The sequence below is a fragment of the Myxosarcina sp. GI1 genome, assembly GCF_000756305.1.
Classification (GTDB): Bacteria; Cyanobacteriota; Cyanobacteriia; order Cyanobacteriales; family Xenococcaceae; genus Myxosarcina.
In genome coordinates this window covers 587451-607900 of sequence record NZ_JRFE01000014.1, presented here as the reverse complement: position 1 = coordinate 607900, position 20450 = coordinate 587451, and the positions used below count along the sequence as shown (strand labels likewise).

Sequence of the window (20450 nt, the reverse complement as noted above, 5' to 3'; positions counted from 1 at the left end):
TTTTTGGCACTGTTTTACATTCTATCTTGTCAAACTGATGTTGGTAACTTCAACTACAGCCAAAACCAAAATTTTGTTGCTAATTTTATAGATTGTTAACAGACTTTAGCCAAGAGCTGATAAATTGTTCTTCGAGCGAACCTATTTAGCTTTAGGCAAAACATTACATTATCTAATATTTCATTATGCTTCAAGGCAAAGCCAAGCCCGCACTACTCGTTTTAGCCGATGGAACTACTTATCGAGGTCAGTCTTTTGGTGCCAAAGGAACGGCAATTGGAGAAGTAGTATTTAATACGGGAATGACAGGTTATCAGGAGGTCATGACCGATCCGAGTTACTCTGGGCAAATTGTGACCTTTACCTATCCAGAACTGGGAAACACGGGAGTAAATTTAGACGATGAAGAGTCCAGCGGTATTAAAGTTAAAGGAATAATCGCTCGCAACGTGACTTATCGACCTAGTAACTGGCGTTCTAGCCAATCTCTTCCCGATTACCTGACGCAACAAAACATTCCTGGTATCTATGGCATTGATACTCGGGCTTTGACTCGTAAAATTCGTTCTGTAGGCGCGATGAATGGAGGAATCTCTACAGAAATTCTCGATCGCGATCGCCTGTTAGAACGGGTAATTGCGGCACCAGACATGAACGGCTTGAATTTAGTTAACGATGTCACTACTAAAGATATTTACGAGTGGTCGGAAACTACCGATACAAGTTGGGAATTTTCTCCTCAAAGTCCTGGCGATAAAACTTTAACTGTAGTAGCAATTGACTTTGGTATCAAGCGCAATATTTTACGCCGTTTGGCTAGCTATGGCTGCCGCGTTATTGTAGTTCCTGCCGACACTCCTGTCGAGAAAATCCTGGCATATAATCCCGATGGAGTGTTTCTCTCTAACGGACCTGGAGATCCTGCCGCAGTTACCGAGGGGATTGCCACTACCAAAGAATTGCTTAAGGCAGGTAAGCCTACCTTTGGCATTTGTATGGGACATCAGATTTTAGGTTTGTCTTTGGGTGCGGAAACTTTTAAGCTTAAGTTTGGTCATCGAGGTTTAAATCAACCAGCAGGACTAAAGAGACACGTAGAGATTACCAGTCAAAATCACGGTTTTGCGATCGCCTCTGAGTCTCTCGGTGCAGATGTAGAAATTACCCATCTCAATCTTAATGACAAAACTGTAGCTGGTCTGCGACACAAAAATCTGCCCTTTTTCTCGGTGCAGTACCATCCAGAAGCTAGTCCCGGACCTCACGATGCAGACTATTTATTCGAGCGGTTCGTTAATTTAATGCGAGAAAACGTTACCTAAAATCTAGAAGCAGATGAACATTTACTCCTTAGCATCGTTATCGGCGATTGCTGCTAGCAGTTTATTAGCAGCACCAACTTTTGCCAATTCAAGTTCGACCGCCAAATATCCCCCTGAATTTGTAAGAAAGTATTCCCAAGAGTGCCTGCAAACTTCAATGGCTGAAGGCTTAGAAGCAGCCGAAGCCAAAAAACTGTGTAGCTGCACCCTAAACAAGTTTCAACAGCAGTATTCTTTTCAAGAATTCAAACAGTTAACTATAGCTTCTAATACAGACCCTGCCTCGCAAGATGCTTTAGTACAAACGGGACAAGTTTGTTTTGAAGAGCTTTTGTACGAGTAAGAAGGCTTGAGGCTTTAGGCAGGCAAAAGTAGAAAGTTTAAATTATCGATCGCTAATTACTGATAAAACAAACTTTTTTACACACTCAATGGCTGGTGGCTGTATTTCATGTCCCATCTCAAATTCTCGATACTGTACCGATACGCTAAGTTTAGTTAGTTCGTCTCTAGCTTTTTTCGCAGCAGCAAGAGGAACTATAGGATCTTGTATGCCGTGTACGATTAAAGCGGGAGGATAAGCAATAATATTGTCATTAGGCTGTGGTTGATAATGTAGATAGCCGCTAAGACTACAGAGAGCGGCTAAAGGCAAAGTCAAACCTACATCTAGAGTCATTGCTCCTCCTTGAGAAAAGCCTGCCATAATCGTCCGTTTTAGAGGAACTCCAGTAGTGTTTTCTAAAGATAACAACCACTCTCGCAAACTCTGTCTGCTTGCTACCAAGCCATCAAACTCTGGTTTTTCCAAAGCATACCAGGCTCTACCACCAGGCATTTGATAATGTTCGTAAGGAGCGTTAGGACATAAATAACCAAATTCAGGTAAGTTTAAAATTTGTGCCAGTGGAGCTAAATCTTGGTAATTTGCGCCCCAGCCATGAAGCATTACAAAGAGATAAGTCGGATTGCCATCAGCAGGCATTTGAGAAATAGCATTTATAGTTATATTGTCAGTCATATATTTTTAGAGTGGTTTGAATAAACTTCAATTTAAATTACAATTGAAGATTAGTAAATTTTTTTACCTTTCGATAAATATAATGACAACAAAACACCCAGACAAAACTGACGCCGCCAATGATTGGTCGGAAGAATTGGGAGAATTAATTAGCGGTGCTTCTGGGGGTTTTTTATTTGGTATTCCGCTGATCTATACGATGGAAATTTGGTTTATCGGTTCCTATGTTCGACCGCCGATTTTATTGGGAATTATTGCAATTACATTTGTAGTAATATTTTTACTCAATCAAGTAGAAGGCTTTCGTCGTCAGCAACACGATGGAGAGTTTTCGCCTATTACCGAGAGTATAGAGGCTTTAGCAATTGGCATCGTCTGTTCTACCGTAATGTTAATTGTATTACAGCGTGTCGATTTTAAAACTTCATTAATCGAAGCACTGGGTAAAATTATTTTTGAAGCAGTGCCTTTTGCTCTGGGAGTAGTTTTGTCTCGTTCTATTTTAACTGGGGAAGTAACCAAAGATGCTGGAACTGACATATCTGACTCTGGCGATCGCTCTAAAACTTTTTGGCACGATACTTTCGCCGATCTCAGCGCGACTCTGATTGGGGCTATTATTATCGCGTTTAATATTGCTCCTACCGATGAAGTCCCCTTTCTGGCTGCTGCGGCTTCCCCCTTTTGGTCACTATTAATTATTCTTAGTTCGTTGATAATTTCTTATGGAATTGTGTTTGCTTCTGGTTTTACCAACCAGGCTGAAAGAAGACAGCAACAGGGATTGTTTCAAAGTCCTCGCAGCGAAACAATTATTTCTTATTTAATTTCTCTATTAGCATCGGCAGTGATGCTCTGGTTTTTTCAAAGACTATCGTTTGAAGATCCCTGGACTTTATGGCTGCGCTATAGCATCATACTAGGCTTGCCTGCGAGTATTGGTGGTGCGGCAGGACGTTTGGCTATCTAATAGCAATATTTCTCTAAATATTTTTTTTGAGAGATGGTATAAATTACTAATGAAAAACATCGTTTCGCGGCGTTCGACAGCCGAAAAAATTAGCTTTAGTATTTGTTTGTTTATTCTGAGCGTAATTTTTGCTTTATTAATCTATAGCTGGATAAGCGGCGAAAATGGTCCTCCAATTTTAGAAGTTACCGTAGGCAAACAAATTAGGCAGGCAAACCAACAGTATTACGTTCCTTTTGAAGTTATCAATCAAGGAGGAGAAACTGCCGAATCGATCGAAGTAATTGCCGAGTTAATCGACCCTACGAACAACACAGAAACTGGTACGCAACAAATTGATTACTTATCTAGCAAGGAAGTCGAGCAAGGTGCTTTTATTTTTAGAGGCAATCCCCAGCAAGGGCGGCTAAATGTTAGAGTTGCCAGCTATAAACTACCGTAATAATAACGATCGCCAGTTACAGAATTTCTAATACTTCCGAACCCGCAATCATCCATTTATTTCCCTGGCGGACTAAACTGTACTGTACTAACAGGTCATCATCATAAGACTGAGAACTATCTAAATTTCCCTGTTGATAAAATCTTGCTGTTTCTTTTACTTTTGCTGTTACAGTTGCCTGTTGGGGATTATCCGAATTGACCACTGCCGACTCGATTTCAAGCTTGTGGTCGTATTCTCGATAGATATTGTTTTGACTGTCGCTCAAAGCGCGATCTCGCCAGGAAGTTAATAAAGAACCGATCAACACCTCGTTGAGTTTTTCTACCTGATGTTCCTCACCAAAAGCTGCCGATTTACTATCCAGCCACCTGGCAACTACTTCTTTGGCTTCGTTGGTAAAAGTTGGCTGAGGTGGAGTAGAACTGGTTTCTGCCCTAGCTTGAGGTAACTCGAAAAGCGGTCGGTCTATAGTAATAAACAGTTGCGACTCGGTTTCTGTTGCTGCGGTTTGAGAACTGCGAGCTAAAAATAGCTTCATGGCAGCAAAGCTGAGAGTACCTATGCCAAAAATTAAACCTAATAACAATCCCAATCTCAACAAAACTGGATTGAAAGCCTTACCCCTATATTTACCACTGCCGCAACGCGATGAATTAGTTTTTTTAACGACAAAACTTTCTAGATGTGGTGCTGTTGGCGAGCCAATATTGGCAACTTTGGTTTTGGTTGCGGTCGTTGAGGGCGAATTACTGACTCGACCGTTTTGGCTACCACTAGCAGCAACGCGAGTCACGGATTTTTGTTTAGAAGACTTGCCAGCTTTAACCTTACTTGAAATAACTGGTACTTTGGCAGCACCAGCAGCTACATCTGGGTTTGTTTTGGGCGAGGCTGATGCTGGAGCAGATTTAATTTTAGCTCTTAATTGTTTGCGCCAGCGCGAAAAAAATCGTCCGTATTTAGGGGAAAGTTCAGCATTTGCCGCTGTCGGTTGAGACGTTGTCTTAGTTTCTTCGCTAGAGGCTATTGCCGAATCTATTTCCTCTAAATCGGCTTGTACTTGAGGATCGGCAAAGTATTCATTAAGAGTTACAGGTAGGCGTGCTAAATCGCAAAACTGAGAGAAAACCTCTTGTTTCAGCCATTGTTCGCCATAAACATACAGTCCAGGTAATAAGTCTCCACCGCGACAGTACTGCTCGATCTCTTTAACCCGAATTTTTTCTTGGCTTTGCTGTAGGCGGTCGATAGCGCGATCGCTCAAACCTAACAGTAGCGAAGTTATTGCTAGTTCCCAATACACGTCTTGACGCTGGCTCATAGTTTCCAGCATTCTTTCGGCACGCAGCACTAAAACTGGTTGCTTGAGAGCCAATCCTCTGGCTAGTGAAACATAAGCAGCTAGATAATCACCTGTAGCCGAAGTGAGTTTTGCTTCGCTAACAAACACTCGTTCTTGCTCGGCTGAGGTTAAGTAAGTTCTAATTTGCTGAATAAAACCCAAAAATTGCTCGAAGTTCTGGCTAGATTTATCCTGTCTTTGCCCTTCAAACTCCTGACGCTGTCGAATTGTATTAATTAGTAGCTGCAATCCTTTGTTTCTCTGAGACGAATTTACTGGATTGTGAGCGATTAATTCTAAAATACGGTATGGTTGTAGTCGAAACAAGTCTACTTCTAGTTCTTTTCTGACTTTGGGAAATAAATTTTCTCTTGCTAGTAGCTTTAACCCCATTTGACCAGAAAGAGCGGCGCGTTCGTATTCTCGACGAATCCACTGATCTCTGCCTAACTCTAAATACGCCAGTGCTAGAGAAAGGACAACATCTTCTCGCTCGGCAGGAGAAATTTTTTGTTGCTGTTGCTGCATCTCCGCTTCAAGACTATTTAAATAATCGATGCCCAATCTTAAAACTAATTCGTATTCTCCCAATTCTTGCAAAATCAGCAAGACTCCCGACATTTGTTCGGTCAGAACATCAATAGTCGGATTGGGTAAAGCTAACTCTGGTAGAGTGGGAGTGACCGTTGTAGTTGTGGTTTCCGAGCCTGTAGCCTCTACCAATCGCTCTTCAAAACTATAATTGCCAAAAAACTGCTTATTATAATCTGCCCTACACTGAGAGTCTGATAGAAGTTTGTAGGCAAACTCAATTAGTTCTTGCCGAGCGGTAATTGCTCCCTCACTGTATTCTCTACGAGGTTTTTGCTGGAGGCGATCGCGATAAGCCTGCTCTAACTGTTGCTCCGAAGCCATAACGGGAACACTCAAAATCCTGTAGTAATCGAGAGGTATTTGCACTGTTAACTTCATTTGTTGGCTAGATTTGACTGCCATAGTAGGTGAAAATATGGAAAGATTTAATAAGTAAAAACATCTAGAGATGTGAAAAAATTAATCTTCATCTCTTTAGCAATTTGATGTTGCTGGCACTATCGAATAACCGCGTTACCACTGTATTCGATCGATTTTAAGGTAACAAGTTTAATTATTGTCGATTGTAATTTTAGACGCGCTGCCGTTCGACTGTTGGATTAGCCTTGAGTAGTTTAGCTCTAAAAACTGCCAATTCATTTTTGCCAGCATTTTAGCGTAAATTTTTCAGATTGAATAACATATTGCTAAATATTTGGTGAAAATAGCTTTCTCAGTAAATTTTTGTAAATAAAAATGAAATCTTCTCAACCCAAAATTATCGTTCTCGACGACGATCCTACAGGGTCACAAACCGTTCATAGTTGCCTGTTGTTAATGGTCTGGGATGTGGCAACTCTCAAACAGGCACTTGAGGATACCGCACCAATTTTGTTTATTTTGACCAATACCAGAGCTATGAGTCCCGAAGCGGCTGCCGATACTACCAAGGAAGTCTGTCATAATTTGCAGCAGGCGATCGCTGAAGTGGGAATCGAAGATTTTTTGGTAGTTAGCCGTTCTGATTCGACGCTGCGGGGACACTATCCTGTAGAAACCAATATTATTGCCGAAGAATTGGGAGATTTTGACGCTCATTTTCTTACCCCTGCTTTTTTTGAAGGAGGAAGAGTTACCATTGATAGCGTTCACTATTTAATTATTGATGGAGTTAAAACTCCCGTAGCCGAAACAGAATTTGCCAACGATTCGGTGTTTGGCTATTCTCACAGCTATTTACCAGATTATGTCGCCGAAAAAACTCAAGGGAAAATTGCCGCAGATACAGTAGCAAGATTGTTGCTTGCCGATTTACGTGGCGATTGCCTGCGAGAACGATTGTTAGAGTTTCATGACAATCAATGTGTAGTCGTCGATGGCGAAACTCAAGCCGACTTCGACCGTTTGGCAACGGCATTGTTAGCTACTGCGGCAAAAGGCAAACGCTTTTTATTCCGTTCTGCTGCCAGTTTGTTAACTTCTTTAGCCCAACTAGGAGAACAGCCAGTCCCTCCTACCGAGATGTCTCAATACAAACCCACCCAAAAGCCAGGAGCGGTCTTAATTGGTTCTCACGTTCGTAAAACTACCCAACAGTTAGAAAAACTGCTACAAGAGCCAGAGGTAGAAGGCATTGAAGTAGACGTAGTACGTTTGCGCGACCGTCCCGAAGAACGAGACGCTATTTTACAGACAACTATCGAGCGAGTACGGCAAATTTTCGACCGTGGTAAAACTCCTGCAGTTTACACTAGCAGGGAAGAATTGAGTTTTGCCGATACTAGTCAACGACTTGAATTTGGAGCCAGCGTTTCGGCTCTACTTATGGATGTGGTGCAAAATCTACCCAAAGACATTAGCTTTCTAATTAGTAAAGGCGGTATTACTTCTAATGATGTTTTGAGTACGGGGCTAAACTTAGAGACGGCGCGGCTTTTAGGACAAATTTTACCTGGATGTTCGGTAGTTCGTACCCCCCAAACTCATTTTCGTCCCAATTTGCCCGTAGTTTTGTTCCCTGGCAATGTTGGCGACGAACGAGGATTAGTGGAAGTTTGGCAGCGTTTAACAAATTTCTAATTTTTTATTGCGCTTAACTTACGCTAATATGTGCAAGAGAAAATAGACCTGCTAAAGCGAGATAATCTACATTTATTTTAATCGTGTGGAAATGAGGCTCGCTCTGCAGACAATAGGATATTTGCATGACTCTAGAGCCTACTTTCTCCTTAGATGAAACTGATGAGCCGTCTTCTTCCGAGCGCAAACGTTATTCGTCCATAACTTTAACCACTGAGGGCGATAAACTGTTGCTAGTGTTACCGACTCAAGCAGAAGTTGACTCAGAATTACTGTGGTCGGAAAACTGGCAGGAATTCAAACATTTGCTGCGGATTGAAGAACAGTCGTGGCAGCCTGGTACGCCTGTGTTTTTGGTTGCAGGCGATCGCCTGCTCGATGCCAGACAGCTACAGACTATTGCCGACACTCTAGAGGATGTGGAACTGCGTTTGACTAGCGTTAGTACTAATCGCAGACAAACAGCAGTAGCGGCAGCAACTAGCGGCTACTCAGTCGAACAGCAAGATTTGACCTCTACTACTCAAGAAGCGGCAATCTCGCTGTTAGCCAAGCCTCTTTACGTACGCAACACCGTTCGTTCGGGTGTTGAAATTCGCCATCGGGGGACAATAATTGTTTGTGGTGACTTAAATCCAGGTGGGCAAGCGATCGCCGCAGGCGATATTTTTGTCTGGGGTCGTTTGCGAGGCATAGCTCATGCAGGAGCGGATGGCGATCGCCGCTGTCGCATTGCGGCATTGCAGATGGAGTTTACCCAACTGCGTATAGCCGATGCCGTTGCCAGATCGCCAAAAACCAGACCCAAACAGTATGCACCAGAGTTAGCCTTTATGACTACGGAAGGGATACGTTTGGCGAAGGCGTTAGACTTTAACAAAACCTATACTTTTTCGCCGTCTGGCGGCGGTTGGGTCGAGAAAAATCGAATCAATTAAATACTGCTAACAATAAACAATATGACTCGTATAATTGTTGTTACTTCTGGTAAAGGAGGAGTGGGTAAAACCACATTTACTTCTAATATAGGAGCGGCACTAGCCAGTTTAGATCGTAAAGTAGCTCTGGTAGATGCTGATTTTGGCTTGAGAAACCTCGATTTGCTATTGGGTTTAGAAGAGCGTGTCGTTTACACGGCTTTAGACGTTTTGGCTGGAGACTGCCGACTAAATCAGGCATTAGTCAAAGATAAACGACTTAAAGGATTGGTTTTATTACCTGCGGCGCAAAATCGCAATAAAGAATCAGTGCAGCCAGAACAAATGCAAAAAATTGTAGACGCGCTGACGGAAGAGTATGACTACGTTATTTTAGATTGCCCCGCAGGAATCGAACTAGGCTTTCGCAACGCGATCGCTGCTGCTAAAGAGGCTTTAATTGTCACTACGCCAGAAATTGCAGCAGTGAGGGATGCCGATCGTGTCATTGGCTTGCTCGAAGCCGAAGGCATTCACAAGATTAATTTAGTCGTCAATAGGGTCAAGCCAGCTATGGTTCAGAGCAATAAAATGATGAGTGTTGAAGACGTGCTAGAGTTATTGGGAGTACCTTTACTGGGAGTCATTCCCGATGATGAAAAAGTAATTGTTGCTACCAATAGGGGCGAACCTTTAGTAATTGGAGAACGAGATTCCTTACCAGCAATAACTATCAACAACATTGCCTTGCGGTTAGAAGGCGAGAAAGTTCCATTTATAGATTTAATAGCATATCATGAAAGTCTACTATCGCGCTTGCGCCGTATTTTTGGTGGTTAGACGGCAAAATAGATCGAGTTTAGTTAAAGCACAGCGTTGTTTTTAGTTTTCCCCAGTCCGCGATGCGCTGGGTTTTTCCAATTTAAATAGTTTTAGTTATGTTTAAAGAGCTTTTAAAAATGCTTTTTCCCTGGAAAAATAATGCCAATAGCCGCGATAATGCCAAACGTCGTCTCAAGCTAGTTATAGCTCATGACCGCGCTGCCATTAATCCCGAAATGATGAGTTCGATGCGCGAAGAAATTCTCGAAGTAGTAGCGCGATACGTAGATGTAGATCGCGATGAAATGGAGTTTTCTCTATCTAACGACCATCGTATTACCTCTCTTACTGCTAATTTACCAATTCGTAAGGTTAGACGTTCTGCCGAACTAGCAAATACATCGACTGTTACCGAGGCTGAGAAAGTCGAAAGCTTGTCTGATAAAGAGGTTAAATCCGAATCAGACGGCGATCGCTCCGATATTCCTCAAGAGCTTTGAACGCGAGTTATTGATAATTGACAAATTTGACAAATTGTTCGGATAATGTATCGATCGATTTTCGATTGTTGAAAAGCTATTAAACGAAAATAAACGTAAATCTAAAGAAATTTTAAACGTTACGTAAAATTGCCTACATAAACTTAATATATTTTCTATATATTGTATTTCATTGTCGGTAAAGCCTTCGTATGTTCTTTAGATACTAATAAAACTCAATCGTATGAGTAACCCAACTAATACGATTGAGTACGAGCTATTTTCGTATGATAAATATTCTTATAGTTGACGATCGAACCTTCGTCCATAAAACTTTAAAAACTTATTTAGAGTCAGAACCAGATCTAAATATAGTTGGTTTTGCCAATAACGGCAAAGAAGCGATCGAACGAGTAGCAGCACTAAATCCCGATGTGGTGTTGATGGATATTGAAATGCCCATTATGGATGGCTTGAGTGCTACTCAAATTATCGTGCAACACTATACCCATCCTAAAATTTTAATTCTGACAATTCAAAACAATCAAGAACATCTCGATCGCGCTTTTAAAGCGGGAGCTAAAGGATACTGGCTAAAAAACACCACCGCTAAAGAGCTTGCAAATGCAGTTCGCTACGTTCACAAGGGATATTTTCAACTAGCTCTAGAATTAATTGATAAATATCAACCTCCAACCTCACAGTTAGATTCACAATTAACAGACAAACAAGAACTAGACAAAAAGCTTGATATTTTAGATACGGTTTTAGCTAAAGTCGAGGGCAAATTTAGCAATTTACAAGAATTAACCCCCAAAAAACTCAATCAAACCATTGAAAATACAGTTAAACAGGAAATAAATCTTAGAAAAGAACGGGATGCCAATTTACAGTATAAAATTGACCGACTACAGCAAAAGTTAAAAAGACTAGAAAAAAATCTTAGTTTACTGGCAAAAATTCAGCTGGTTTGCAATTTAATATTGTTTATTGCGGTTGGATATTGCTGCTATGTCATTTTGACTAACTTGGTTTTTTAATTGTCAATCGATAGAGTTTTCTGACTGACGAGTGTAAATTACTCCAAAAATCGAATTTGTATAATTGTAAGTCAGTCGTGCAAAACTCAATGCTCACACTATTGACGCTTATCAAAAGATATTGGATATCTATTACACTATTTATCCTGACAGTTATTACTTTTTTGTCTCTTTATCCACGAGACAAATTACCTCCCGCACCAGGCAGCGATAAAACTCATCATCTCGTTGCTTATGCTCTATTGATGTTTCCAGCAGCAGTAAAAAAACCCAATTATTTGCCAGCAATTGGTTTATTTTTTGTTTGCTGGAGCGGAGCTATTGAATTATTACAACCTTTTGTCAACCGTTACGGAGAGTTTAAAGATCTAGCAGCCAACATTGCGGGCTTAGTTATTGGTTTCGTTATAGTAAAAATACTCGAACGGCTTTTGCAGCTTAACTCAAACAAGAACCAATAAGACAGTTTGAAAAATTAAAAGGGCAGCTCGCTTGAAGCTGCCCCAGAATAGCCATTAATGTGACGAATGAGCTATAGGCGTTTGGGCTACATCATACCCATACCGCCCATGCCGCCCATGCCGCCCATGCCGCCCATGCCGCCCATGCCGCCCATGCCGCCACCGGGCATAGCAGGAGCTTCGGGTTCGGGTTTTTCTACTACTAGAGCTTCAGTAGTCAAAACCATACCAGCAATAGAAGCAGCATTTTGTACCGCAGAGCGTACTACTTTAGCAGGGTCGATAATACCTGCGGCAATCATGTCCTCAAATTGACCATTGAGAGCGTTGTAACCGACATTAAAATCTGTTTCTTTGACACGTTCGACGATTACGTATCCTTCTACTCCAGAGTTGTTAGCAAGCTGAATTAGAGGATATTCAAGTGCTTTAGCAAAAATATCTACAGCTACCTGTTCTTCAGCGTTGCTAATAGTATTTCTAAACTCGGCAAGCTTTTGAGCTAAATGAATCAAAGTCGTACCGCCACCAGGAACGATACCTTCGTCTACAGCAGCTTTAGTAGCGTTGAGTGCGTCTTCAATACGTAGTTTGCGGTCTTTTAGTTCGGTTTCGGTTGCCGCACCTACTTTAATCACCGCAACTCCACCAGCTAGTTTGGCAATGCGCTCTTGAAGTTTTTCGCTGTCGTAGTCAGAGTCGGTTTCTGCAAGCTGCTTGCGTAGCTGCTCGACTCGTTTTTTAATATCGTTGCTGTTACCAGCACCAGAGACAATAGTAGTGTTTTCTTTGTCAATGGTAATTTTTTCCGCCGTTCCGAGCATATCCATCGAAACGGTATCTAAACTTAAGCCTACTTCTTCAGAAATTACTTGTCCGCCAGTTAGTACGGCAATGTCTTGTAACATCTGTTTGCGGCGATCGCCAAAGCCTGGAGCTTTGATTGCTGCGGCATTGAGTACGCCTCTAGCTTTGTTTACTACTAGAGTAGCTAAAGCTTCTCCTTCTAAATCTTCAGCAATAATTAGCAGGGGTTTGCTTTCGCGAGCGACTTTTTCTAGTACGGGAACTAAATCGGCGATCGCGCCGATTTTTTTATCAGTAATTAAAACTGCTGCATTATCAAACTCGACTAACTGTCTTTCTTGGTCGGTAACAAAATAAGGAGAAATAAAGCCGCGGTCGATCTGCATCCCTTCTACTACATCTAGTTCTGTAGCTAAGGATTTTGATTCTTCTACAGTAATTACCCCATCGGTAGTTACTCTTTTCATCGCTTCTGAAATCATGATCCCGACTTCTTCATCGTTACCAGCCGAGACAGTTGCCACTTGCGCTATTGCTTCACCTTCTACGGGTTTGGCTACTGCTTCGATCTCTTTGACTAAAAAAGCGGTGGTTTTTTCTAACCCTTTTCTCAGAGCAACGGGGTTGGCACCTGCGGCAACATTTTTTAAGCCTTCTTTGATTAAAGCCTGAGCCATAACTGTTGCTGTAGTCGTGCCGTCACCAGCAATGTCTTTGGTTTTAGAAGCTACTTCTCGAATTAGCTTCGCGCCAGTATTTTCTAAAGGATCTTCTAAATCGATTTCTTTAGCGACGGTGATGCCGTCATTGACAATTTGGGGCGCGCCAAATTGCTTTTCTAATAAAACATTTCGTCCTTTCGGACCGAGAGTGATTTTTACCGCATCGGCAAGGGAGTTAACTCCACGCTCTAATGCTCTTCTCGACTTTTCATTAAACGAAACGATTTTTGCCATAGTATTCTGCTTTGAGTTCCGTTATGTATTCTATATGCGTTATTTAGCACTCTTGCATGGAGAGTGCTAAAGTTTATCATATCAATTTCAAAAATCCTTGCTAGAGCGAAATTACCGAACCTCAGTTTGGCAAAAAAGTTCATCGCCAAAAAAAACCCGCTAGATGTTCGGCAAAAAAAGCGATGCCGAGAAAGATAACTAAATAACGAATAAAAGACACTTGCTGCTCTAGCTTTTCGACAGAACTTTTGGTAGACACAAACAGGTTTCGCAGATAAATTTGATACTCTGAGTTTTGAATGCCTATTTGTTTTTTAATTTCACTTAGCAAATTAAGGCGATCGCTAGATTTTGAGAACTCATCTAAGCCTATTTGAACTTGATGATTGACGCGATTTTGAAAAATATTTAATCCTTCTCGCAATTCTGTTTTAAGATTATCTAGTTGAAAGTATAGTTCATTAAAAATCTCTTCTCGATCTCTCTTATCAAGTTGAGCGCATTTTTCTTCTATCTGAGACAGGTAAGCCAAACTCGATTGTTGTTGTCGAATTACAGCCGCGAGAGATTTTTCAAAAATTCCCGGTCCTAATTGAAAATAACCCTGTCGAACGTTACGAATTACCTCTACTAATATAGTTGTAGAAGTGTTTTTTGAAATGTATCCTTTGGCTCCAGCTTCAATAGCGGCATTAATGTTTTGTTCGTCATCGTGAGAAGTAAAAATAATAACTTTAACATCAGGAAACTGCTGCGTAACTATTTTAGTCATAGTTATGCCGCTAACTTCGGGCATTTCTATATCTGCAATTACTATATCTACTTCTATTCGTTCGAGATATTCTAAAGCTTGAGTTGCGTTATTAGCTTGCCCGATAATTTCTAGATCTTCTTCTTTTTCTAAAATAGTTTTGAGTGCCTGTCTGGTAAAATTAAAATCATCAAGTATCAAAATCCGAGTCATGTTTATTTTAAAAAAGATTATTAAACAAATTGTTTATAAATTTTTAATTTTAAATAAATATCTTATATATTTATAATAATACCAGTACCAACCAAAAAAATAAATATAAAACTATAATTGTTAAATTATATGTAAACAAAAAAAACTATTTTACGCTTAATAAAGACGGTTTTTTTAAATTAATAGGGGCAACAATTAAGATGTTTGAACTTGCACCCTTATAATTTTTGCCACCAACAAATTCGTCCTTGCCAATCACCAGAAACAAACATTTTGCCATCAGAACTAATAGCTAAAGCACTAATATAATCCTGGTGTTCGACTAAAGTATTTTGAAGTGTACTAGTTTTAAGATTCCAGACTTTAATCGTTTTGTCCCAGCTACCGCTAATTAAAGTCTGAAGATCTGAGGAGATAGCCACTTGCCAAACTCCGTCAGTATGACCTTGTAAAGTATCGATTAATTTATTAGTGTTGAGATTCCAAAGCTTAATCGCGCTATCTCCACTACCGCTAACTAAAATTTTATTATCCGCACTGATATCGAGAGACAAAATTGCCAGGGAGTGACCATTTAAGGTAGAGCGTAACTTGCCTGTAGCTACATCCCAAAGACGAATAGTTTTATCTTGTCCTCCACTAGCCAAAATTTTGCCATCATCAGAAAGCGCGATCGCATTTACAATTTGAGTATGTCCGATAAAATCTTTAATTGCTTTACCAGATTCGATTTGCCACTGACGAACGGTCTTATCCCAACTGCTGCTAAATAAATTACCATCGGCACTAAAAACCAGACTGGTAATTGCACCTTTATGACCCTGGAGAGTACGGATTAATTGCGGTTGAGTCAAAGAGACTTTGTTAGAAGAACGTAATTCAGTCAAATCCCAAAGGGCAATCGTGCCATCGTCACCGCCACTAGCTAGAACTTTACCATCGGCAGAAACTGCGATTGCGTTAACAGACGAATGTGCTTGCCAGCTAACTAATTGCTCTTCAGTTGCTGTTTGCCAAACAGCAATGATACCCGCGCTACTGCCACTGATAAGCGTTTGACTGGCATTATGGTATGCTAAAGCATTTACTCCGCCCTTTGGTAGAGAAATTTTTTGGGATAGATTGTAATTAGAATTGTTAGGTAAATTTGGCTCTGCGATCGTGACAGATAGATCGGTTGCAGTATTAGCCTTACTGCCATGCCAGCGCAAATAGGCATCGATCGCAATTCCTGAGGAGATGGCGCGAGCGCCAGAAGCTTCTAATCTTACCAAACCATTAATACCAATTAATTTACCCTCAGCATTTAAGATCGCACCTCCACTCATTCCCGCACGTACCAAGTTAGTGTAGTTAAGGGAATAACCTAGAGGTAAAGAGAGATTAGGCTGGCGTATTTCTCCGCTAGTGACTTTAAAAATTGGCTGTCTGAGACTGCCTCCCGAACGAGGCCAACCCGCGACATAAATAGTTTCTCCCACCGAAGGAATAGTATTGTCTATGGCGGCAACAGAGTAATTATTGCTGCTGGTAAAAGTTAGTAAAGCCAAATCAAGATTGGGAATTAGCGTGCGATCGCTAATCTGATGAGCGATCCCATCGGCAGTAATCGCTCGATAATTGCCAGTTTGGTTGACAACATGGGCATTAGTTAAAACTGAAAAAGTATTGTCCTCTCTGCTGACAATAACTCCGCTACCGCGATTGGAGTTACCGACAATTTGTACGGTAATCTGTCTGGCAATTTCTTGAGGAGTAGCGGCAACCACAGACTGCGCAGATATCTCGATCGAACTAACTGTGGTTATGACTAAGCCAAAAGTGGTTTTGAAAAATAAGTTATACACTAAAAGAAGACCGTCTTAACTTTTTGTAATAAATAAATAATGCCGAGAAAAGTAACTTTAGCTTTAATTTGGATTGGCTTTAGCTTTTATGCCTTTGTGTTTGCTCCTCCCCAACAGCCCGATACTTTTGCTCTCATTGCCGATTTGGCTACAGGCAACTGGGGAGAAATAAATCCCCTAATTATAGCTTTGTTTAATATTATGGGCGTATTGCCGGCAGTTTATGCCTGTATGCTGTTGTTTGACGGTCGAGGTCAAAAATTTCCTGCCGCACCTTTTGTCGCTTTATCTTTTGGTGTGGGAATTTTTGCTCTATTACCTTATTTCGTGCTGCGTCAGCCCAATCCCAAATGGAACGGCGAGCGCAGTTGGTTATTAAAAATTTTAGATTCGCGAGCTTGTGGAATTATTTTGACTTTGAGTGCGATCTTCCTACTAGTATTAGGATTTACTCAAGGTGACTGGTCTGATTTTGTCAGACAGTGGCAAACCAGCAGGTTTATTCACGTTATGAGTTTGGATTTTTGCCTGTTGTGTGTGTTTTTTCCTCTAGCTGTAAAAGACGATCTGGCGCGTCGGCGTATCGAAAGCAACAAAATTTTTTGGGCAATTAGTCTCACACCTTTGCTAGGAACTTTAGCCTATCTTTGTCTGCGCCCTTCTTTAAGCGGTAATGACAATTCAGCGATCGGTAGCCAAGCAATCGAACAGTCTTAACTCGGTGTTTTTGGCTACAGTTGTTCGGGTATTTTGTCTGTTAACAATAAAGTATGATGGGCTTTTGCCTTTTTAAGTATATAAATATACAAATTAATGTGTATGAAACCCAAAATAATTGTTTGTGGCTTGGGGCGTACTGGATATAAAATTTATAGTCTATTGCGGCAGCAAAGAGCAGAAGTAGTGGGTATAAGCGATCGCTCGATGGTAACGCGCCGCAATGAAACTATCGTGGTTGGCGATCCGCGAGCGGCTACTACTTTAATTCAGGCAGGAGTCAAGCAGGCGCAAACTTTAGTTTTGGCTAATAATGATGATGCTCTCAATCTTGCAGTTTTAACTCAAGCTAGAGTTATTAATCCCCGCATCCGCATTATCAATCGTTTGTTTAACCAAACTTTAGGCGAACGGCTCGATATGACTCTATCGGCTCACTTTACCATGAGCGTTGCGGCTCTGGCAGCACCAATTTTTACTTTTGCCGCTTTGGGCGATCGCGCCATCGGTCAGCTAAAGCTATTCAATCGTACCTGGCCCATACGAGAAGAAGTTATTGACAGCAACCATCCCTGGTTGGGTAGGCAGCTAGCCGAACTCTGGGACAATCCCCATCGCATGCTAATTTATTATTTGTCTGCTAAAAGCGAAATCGATCTAGTTTCGGCAATACATCAAAAAAAAGTTTTAGAAGTTGGCGATCGCTTGATTGTCGGAACCAAACCCAAAGTTCGTACCCGAAGCAATCCCTGGTGGCGCAAAGTTGCTAAAGCCGTTTCTAATTTACCGCGATATCAACACTATGCTCGTCCCGTCGCCTTAGTAAGTCTATCACTGCTAGCGGTTGTCTTTTTAGCGACAATTGTTTATATGAGCGTCAACTTTAATATTTCCATAGCTGATGCTCTTTATTTTTCGGTCGGGATGATTACGGGAGCGGGAGGCAAAGAAGAAGTCGCCGAATATGCTCCCGACACGATTAAAATTTTTACGGCAGTAATGATGATCGTCGGTGCGGGTGTCATTGGCATTTGCTACGCTTTGATCAACGATTTTGTTTTAGGCAGTCGCTTAAAACAAGCTTGGGATGTTGCTAGAGTTCCCACTCGCAATCACTATGTTATCTGTGGTCTGGGAGGAATTGGCATTCAAATTGCCCGTCAATTACACCAGCAAGGACATGAAGTAGTAGCGATCGAACAAGATCCCAACAATCGCTTTATGCACGGCGCTCGTTCTCTGGGTATTCCCGTAATTATTGAAGATGCTAGTCTGGCTGCTACTTTAAGAGCCGCTAATATTCAACGGGCTAAAGCTTTAATTGCAGTTACCAGTAATGATATGGCTAACTTAGAGATTTCGCTTACCGCCAAGGCAATCGCACCTTACTTGAGAACTATCGTTCGCAGTTACGACCCGCAATTTGCTCAATCAATGCAGGAAGTGTTTGAATTTGACTGTGTTTTATCTCCTATAGAGTTAGCTACTCATTCTTTTGCCGCTGCGGCTTTGGGGGGGAGAATTTTGGGCAACGGCATGACCCAAGATTTACTTTGGGTAGCTCTGGCAACAATGATTACTCCCAAACATCCTTTCTGCGGTCAGTCTGTAGGTAATGCTGCTATTCAAGCCGATTTTGTGCCTTTATATTTAGAAAGAAAAGGCAAAACTATTCACGGTTGGCAACTGCTCGAAACTTTTTTAAAATCTGAAGATGTTTTGTACTTAACTATTCCTGCTAACGGTTTGGAACAATTATGGCGAGTTCCGCCCTCAGAAGAAATAGCTTTAGACCGTGCCTTACTCTAACTACCGCTCGTATTGATATTGGCAACTACTCGATCGCGTCCTTGTGCTTTGGCTTGATATAAAGCGCGATCGGCTCCAGTAATTAAAACCTGATGTTCTGTATGAGCATTGGGAATCATACTAAATACTCCCATACTCAAAGTTACATAACCTGCCGCCGACGAACTATGGGCAATTTGCAACTGCTCGATATCTTGCCGAATCTGTTCGGCAACTTTAACCGCCCCACCGATATCGGTATTGGGCAGAACAATAGCAAATTCTTCTCCCCCATAGCGAAATACCAAATCGGCGGGACGCTGAACTCCTCTATCGATGCCTTGTGCCACCTGTTGGAGGCAGCGATCGCCAAGTACGTGTCCATAAGTATCATTGTAGGCTTTAAAGCGATCGATATCGCATAAAATTAGCGAAATGTATTGTTGTTCCCGAGCGCACCTCAACCATTCGCTAGCGATATATTCATCAAAACGTCGGCGATTATAAACTTTGGTAAGACTGTCATAATTTACCTGCGATTGCAGTCTGATATTAGCTGATTCTAAAGCAATTTCTATTTGCTTGCGCTCGCTAATGTCTCGAAACGTCATGGCAAATCCATCTCCTAATTTAACAGCCACGACATGAATCCAAGTTTTAAGAGCAACTGAATTATAGTAGTATTCTTTGTTTAAAACGGTACAATTTTCTACTACTCGCACAAATGAATCGAACAATTTATCAAATAAATTTCTTGGAGATTTTTCTGCAAATAAACTTTTGCCAATTACGCCTTCTTTGGTTTCTCCTACAGTCATCATGGCGACAGTATTGGCAAGCAACCATCTAAAATCAATAATTTGCCCTTTAATATCGCGAACGGCTTCAAATACTGCCACGCCATCTAGAGAACTATCTAATACCCCATACAATAAATTGCGAGAGCGTTTTAATTGTCGTTCGATAGCTTGATGAGAAACAAGCTGCTGGTGTATGGTTGCTTGCAGTTCTTGGTATTGGCTGAGTATTTTTAATTGATTTTGTACGCGAGCAATAACTTCTTCAATAAAAAAAGGTTTGCTAATATAGTCTGCCGCTCCTATTTTAAATGCTTGGACTTTATCAATTTCTGAATCCAAGCCACTCAAAAAAATAATTGGTATATGACAAGTGCGTTCTTGAGCTTTAAGAATTTCACAAACTTTATAGCCATCAATAGTTGGCAGCATGATATCTAGTACGATCAGATCGGGAAGGTCATTCTCAATAGCTTGTAGTGCCATTTGTCCATCATTAAGACAGGTAACGTTATAGCCCTGTTTGGTCAACAATGAATACAAAAGCTGTAGGCTTTCTGGAAGATCTTCTACGATTAAAATATTTTTTTGCGATCTAATGTTGCATATTTGGTTCATTATATTGTTTGGCAATAAATAACTTTTAAATACAGTCAAACACCGTTAGTTTTGACAAATCAACTTTTTTAGGCGAGTGGATCGATTAAACCTACTCGAAAACTTTCGCTCGATAATTGAGCGATCGTAGCAAATTAGATAGTAACTAGTGTCTTAAGTTTTTTAATCGTTCTGCTGGCGCTAAGTCATGCTATAAAGGCTTACTTTCTTACATCACCTTTATATCACTAATATTTAGAAACAGTCTAAATAAATATACCGATCGCACTAACCTAAAATGAGGTTAGAGATAATTACCCACAGCCAACCAAAAATTTTAATTGGTATTTAACGCGAGCGTACAACGAACCAGGTATTCGTTTTAAATTATTAACAGCTTATTTAAATGTCAGGTTGTCGTCAAACCACTAATTTATTGCTTTTAAGCAAAGATTTAAAACCCATGCAATAAAAAATAAATATTTAGAAACAAAACCAAGTATCAT

At 40.9% G+C, this 20450-nt stretch carries 18 protein-coding genes; 12 read left to right on the top strand and 6 right to left on the bottom strand.

Annotation, left to right across the window (positions count from 1 at the left end):
- Positions 1 to 185 precede the first annotated feature (185 nt).
- The gene (gene carA / locus KV40_RS09615) at positions 186 to 1322 is read left to right on the top strand and encodes a glutamine-hydrolyzing carbamoyl-phosphate synthase small subunit (RefSeq protein WP_036480303.1); all 1137 of its coding nucleotides are present in this window, start codon (positions 186 to 188) and stop codon (positions 1320 to 1322) included.
- A gap of 13 nt (positions 1323 to 1335) precedes the next feature.
- Complete coding sequence (locus KV40_RS09610; RefSeq protein ID WP_036480301.1) at positions 1336 to 1665, top strand: hypothetical protein; 330 nt, start codon at positions 1336 to 1338, stop codon at positions 1663 to 1665.
- Positions 1666 to 1707: 42 nt separating this feature from the next.
- On the opposite strand, the gene KV40_RS09605 is transcribed toward KV40_RS09610, so the two are convergent.
- The gene (locus tag KV40_RS09605) at positions 1708 to 2343 is read right to left on the bottom strand and encodes an alpha/beta hydrolase (protein ID WP_172657262.1); all 636 of its coding nucleotides are present in this window, start codon (positions 2341 to 2343) and stop codon (positions 1708 to 1710) included.
- A gap of 82 nt (positions 2344 to 2425) precedes the next feature.
- Between KV40_RS09605 and KV40_RS09600 the strand changes: the two genes are divergently transcribed.
- On the top strand, positions 2426 to 3313 hold the full coding sequence (locus tag KV40_RS09600; protein WP_036480297.1) for a TIGR02587 family membrane protein: 888 nt from the start codon (positions 2426 to 2428) through the stop codon (positions 3311 to 3313).
- 49 nt (positions 3314 to 3362) lie between these two features.
- Positions 3363 to 3755 (top strand): TIGR02588 family protein, encoded by a 393-nt coding sequence (locus KV40_RS09595; RefSeq protein WP_036480296.1) that lies wholly within the window; start codon positions 3363 to 3365, stop codon positions 3753 to 3755.
- 16 nt (positions 3756 to 3771) lie between these two features.
- Here KV40_RS09595 and KV40_RS09590 read toward each other — a convergent pair whose 3' ends face one another.
- A complete protein-coding gene (locus KV40_RS09590) occupies positions 3772 to 6096 on the bottom strand; it encodes an ARC6/PARC6 family protein (protein WP_036480294.1) in 2325 nt (774 codons plus the stop codon).
- Between the two features lie 333 nt (positions 6097 to 6429).
- Between KV40_RS09590 and KV40_RS09585 the strand changes: the two genes are divergently transcribed.
- The 6 genes from KV40_RS09585 to KV40_RS09560 all read left to right on the top strand — a co-directional run bounded on the left by KV40_RS09585 (position 6430) and on the right by KV40_RS09560 (position 11471).
- Positions 6430 to 7752, top strand: coding sequence for a four-carbon acid sugar kinase family protein (locus tag KV40_RS09585; protein WP_036480291.1), 1323 nt, complete (start codon positions 6430 to 6432; stop codon positions 7750 to 7752).
- Between the two features lie 125 nt (positions 7753 to 7877).
- Positions 7878 to 8690: a septum site-determining protein MinC gene (minC, locus tag KV40_RS09580; protein WP_036480289.1), complete on the top strand. Its 813-nt coding sequence runs from the start codon at positions 7878 to 7880 to the stop codon at positions 8688 to 8690.
- A gap of 21 nt (positions 8691 to 8711) precedes the next feature.
- Complete coding sequence (gene minD, locus KV40_RS09575) at positions 8712 to 9509, top strand: septum site-determining protein MinD (RefSeq protein ID WP_036480287.1); 798 nt, start codon at positions 8712 to 8714, stop codon at positions 9507 to 9509.
- Positions 9510 to 9607: 98 nt separating this feature from the next.
- Complete coding sequence (gene minE / locus KV40_RS09570; protein ID WP_052055507.1) at positions 9608 to 9991, top strand: cell division topological specificity factor MinE; 384 nt, start codon at positions 9608 to 9610, stop codon at positions 9989 to 9991.
- Positions 9992 to 10257: 266 nt separating this feature from the next.
- Entirely contained in the window at positions 10258 to 11010 is a 753-nt protein-coding gene (locus KV40_RS32060; RefSeq protein WP_052055506.1) for a response regulator, read from the top strand.
- Between the two features lie 89 nt (positions 11011 to 11099).
- Positions 11100 to 11471, top strand: coding sequence for a VanZ family protein (locus tag KV40_RS09560; RefSeq protein WP_036480822.1), 372 nt, complete (start codon positions 11100 to 11102; stop codon positions 11469 to 11471).
- An 86-nt stretch (positions 11472 to 11557) separates the two neighbouring features.
- On the opposite strand, the gene groL is transcribed toward KV40_RS09560, so the two are convergent.
- From groL to KV40_RS09545, 3 genes are all read right to left on the bottom strand, one after another.
- The gene (groL, locus tag KV40_RS09555; RefSeq protein ID WP_036480285.1) at positions 11558 to 13234 is read right to left on the bottom strand and encodes a chaperonin GroEL; all 1677 of its coding nucleotides are present in this window, start codon (positions 13232 to 13234) and stop codon (positions 11558 to 11560) included.
- Positions 13235 to 13373: 139 nt separating this feature from the next.
- Positions 13374 to 14198, bottom strand: a complete 825-nt coding sequence (locus tag KV40_RS09550; RefSeq protein ID WP_036480283.1) for a response regulator transcription factor — start codon at positions 14196 to 14198, stop codon at positions 13374 to 13376.
- A 218-nt stretch (positions 14199 to 14416) separates the two neighbouring features.
- Positions 14417 to 15967 carry a trypsin-like peptidase domain-containing protein gene (locus KV40_RS09545; RefSeq protein WP_052055505.1) on the bottom strand — a complete coding sequence of 517 codons (1551 nt, stop codon included), beginning with the start codon at positions 15965 to 15967 and terminating at the stop codon, positions 14417 to 14419.
- A 117-nt stretch (positions 15968 to 16084) separates the two neighbouring features.
- Here KV40_RS09545 and KV40_RS09540 point away from each other — a divergent pair, with 117 nt between their 5' ends.
- Both KV40_RS09540 and KV40_RS09535 read left to right on the top strand, forming a co-directional pair.
- Positions 16085 to 16762 (top strand): hypothetical protein, encoded by a 678-nt coding sequence (locus KV40_RS09540; RefSeq protein ID WP_036480280.1) that lies wholly within the window; start codon positions 16085 to 16087, stop codon positions 16760 to 16762.
- A gap of 102 nt (positions 16763 to 16864) precedes the next feature.
- Positions 16865 to 18571: a TrkA family potassium uptake protein gene (locus tag KV40_RS09535; protein ID WP_036480278.1), complete on the top strand. Its 1707-nt coding sequence runs from the start codon at positions 16865 to 16867 to the stop codon at positions 18569 to 18571.
- On the opposite strand, the gene KV40_RS09530 is transcribed toward KV40_RS09535, so the two are convergent.
- Entirely contained in the window at positions 18568 to 19965 is a 1398-nt protein-coding gene (locus KV40_RS09530) for a diguanylate cyclase (RefSeq protein WP_036480276.1), read from the bottom strand. The genes KV40_RS09535 and KV40_RS09530 overlap by 4 nt on opposite strands.
- Positions 19966 to 20450 lie beyond the last annotated feature (485 nt).

Bases quoted from the DNA above. Each gene is read 5' to 3' on its own strand.
- carA (WP_036480303.1), top strand. From the start codon at position 186: ATGCTTCAAGGCAAAGCCAAGCCCGCACTACTCGTTTTAGCCGATGGA.
- KV40_RS09610 (WP_036480301.1), top strand. From the start codon at position 1,336: ATGAACATTTACTCCTTAGCATCGTTATCGGCGATTGCTGCTAGCAGT.
- KV40_RS09605 (WP_172657262.1), bottom strand. From the start codon at position 2,343: ATGACTGACAATATAACTATAAATGCTATTTCTCAAATGCCTGCTGAT.
- KV40_RS09600 (WP_036480297.1), top strand. From the start codon at position 2,426: ATGACAACAAAACACCCAGACAAAACTGACGCCGCCAATGATTGGTCG.
- KV40_RS09595 (WP_036480296.1), top strand. From the start codon at position 3,363: ATGAAAAACATCGTTTCGCGGCGTTCGACAGCCGAAAAAATTAGCTTT.
- KV40_RS09590 (WP_036480294.1), bottom strand. From the start codon at position 6,096: ATGGCAGTCAAATCTAGCCAACAAATGAAGTTAACAGTGCAAATACCT.
- KV40_RS09585 (WP_036480291.1), top strand. From the start codon at position 6,430: ATGAAATCTTCTCAACCCAAAATTATCGTTCTCGACGACGATCCTACA.
- minC (WP_036480289.1), top strand. From the start codon at position 7,878: ATGACTCTAGAGCCTACTTTCTCCTTAGATGAAACTGATGAGCCGTCT.
- minD (WP_036480287.1), top strand. From the start codon at position 8,712: ATGACTCGTATAATTGTTGTTACTTCTGGTAAAGGAGGAGTGGGTAAA.
- minE (WP_052055507.1), top strand. From the start codon at position 9,608: ATGTTTAAAGAGCTTTTAAAAATGCTTTTTCCCTGGAAAAATAATGCC.
- KV40_RS32060 (WP_052055506.1), top strand. From the start codon at position 10,258: ATGATAAATATTCTTATAGTTGACGATCGAACCTTCGTCCATAAAACT.
- KV40_RS09560 (WP_036480822.1), top strand. From the start codon at position 11,100: ATGCTCACACTATTGACGCTTATCAAAAGATATTGGATATCTATTACA.
- groL (WP_036480285.1), bottom strand. From the start codon at position 13,234: ATGGCAAAAATCGTTTCGTTTAATGAAAAGTCGAGAAGAGCATTAGAG.
- KV40_RS09550 (WP_036480283.1), bottom strand. From the start codon at position 14,198: ATGACTCGGATTTTGATACTTGATGATTTTAATTTTACCAGACAGGCA.
- KV40_RS09540 (WP_036480280.1), top strand. From the start codon at position 16,085: ATGCCGAGAAAAGTAACTTTAGCTTTAATTTGGATTGGCTTTAGCTTT.
- KV40_RS09535 (WP_036480278.1), top strand. From the start codon at position 16,865: ATGAAACCCAAAATAATTGTTTGTGGCTTGGGGCGTACTGGATATAAA.
- KV40_RS09530 (WP_036480276.1), bottom strand. From the start codon at position 19,965: ATGAACCAAATATGCAACATTAGATCGCAAAAAAATATTTTAATCGTA.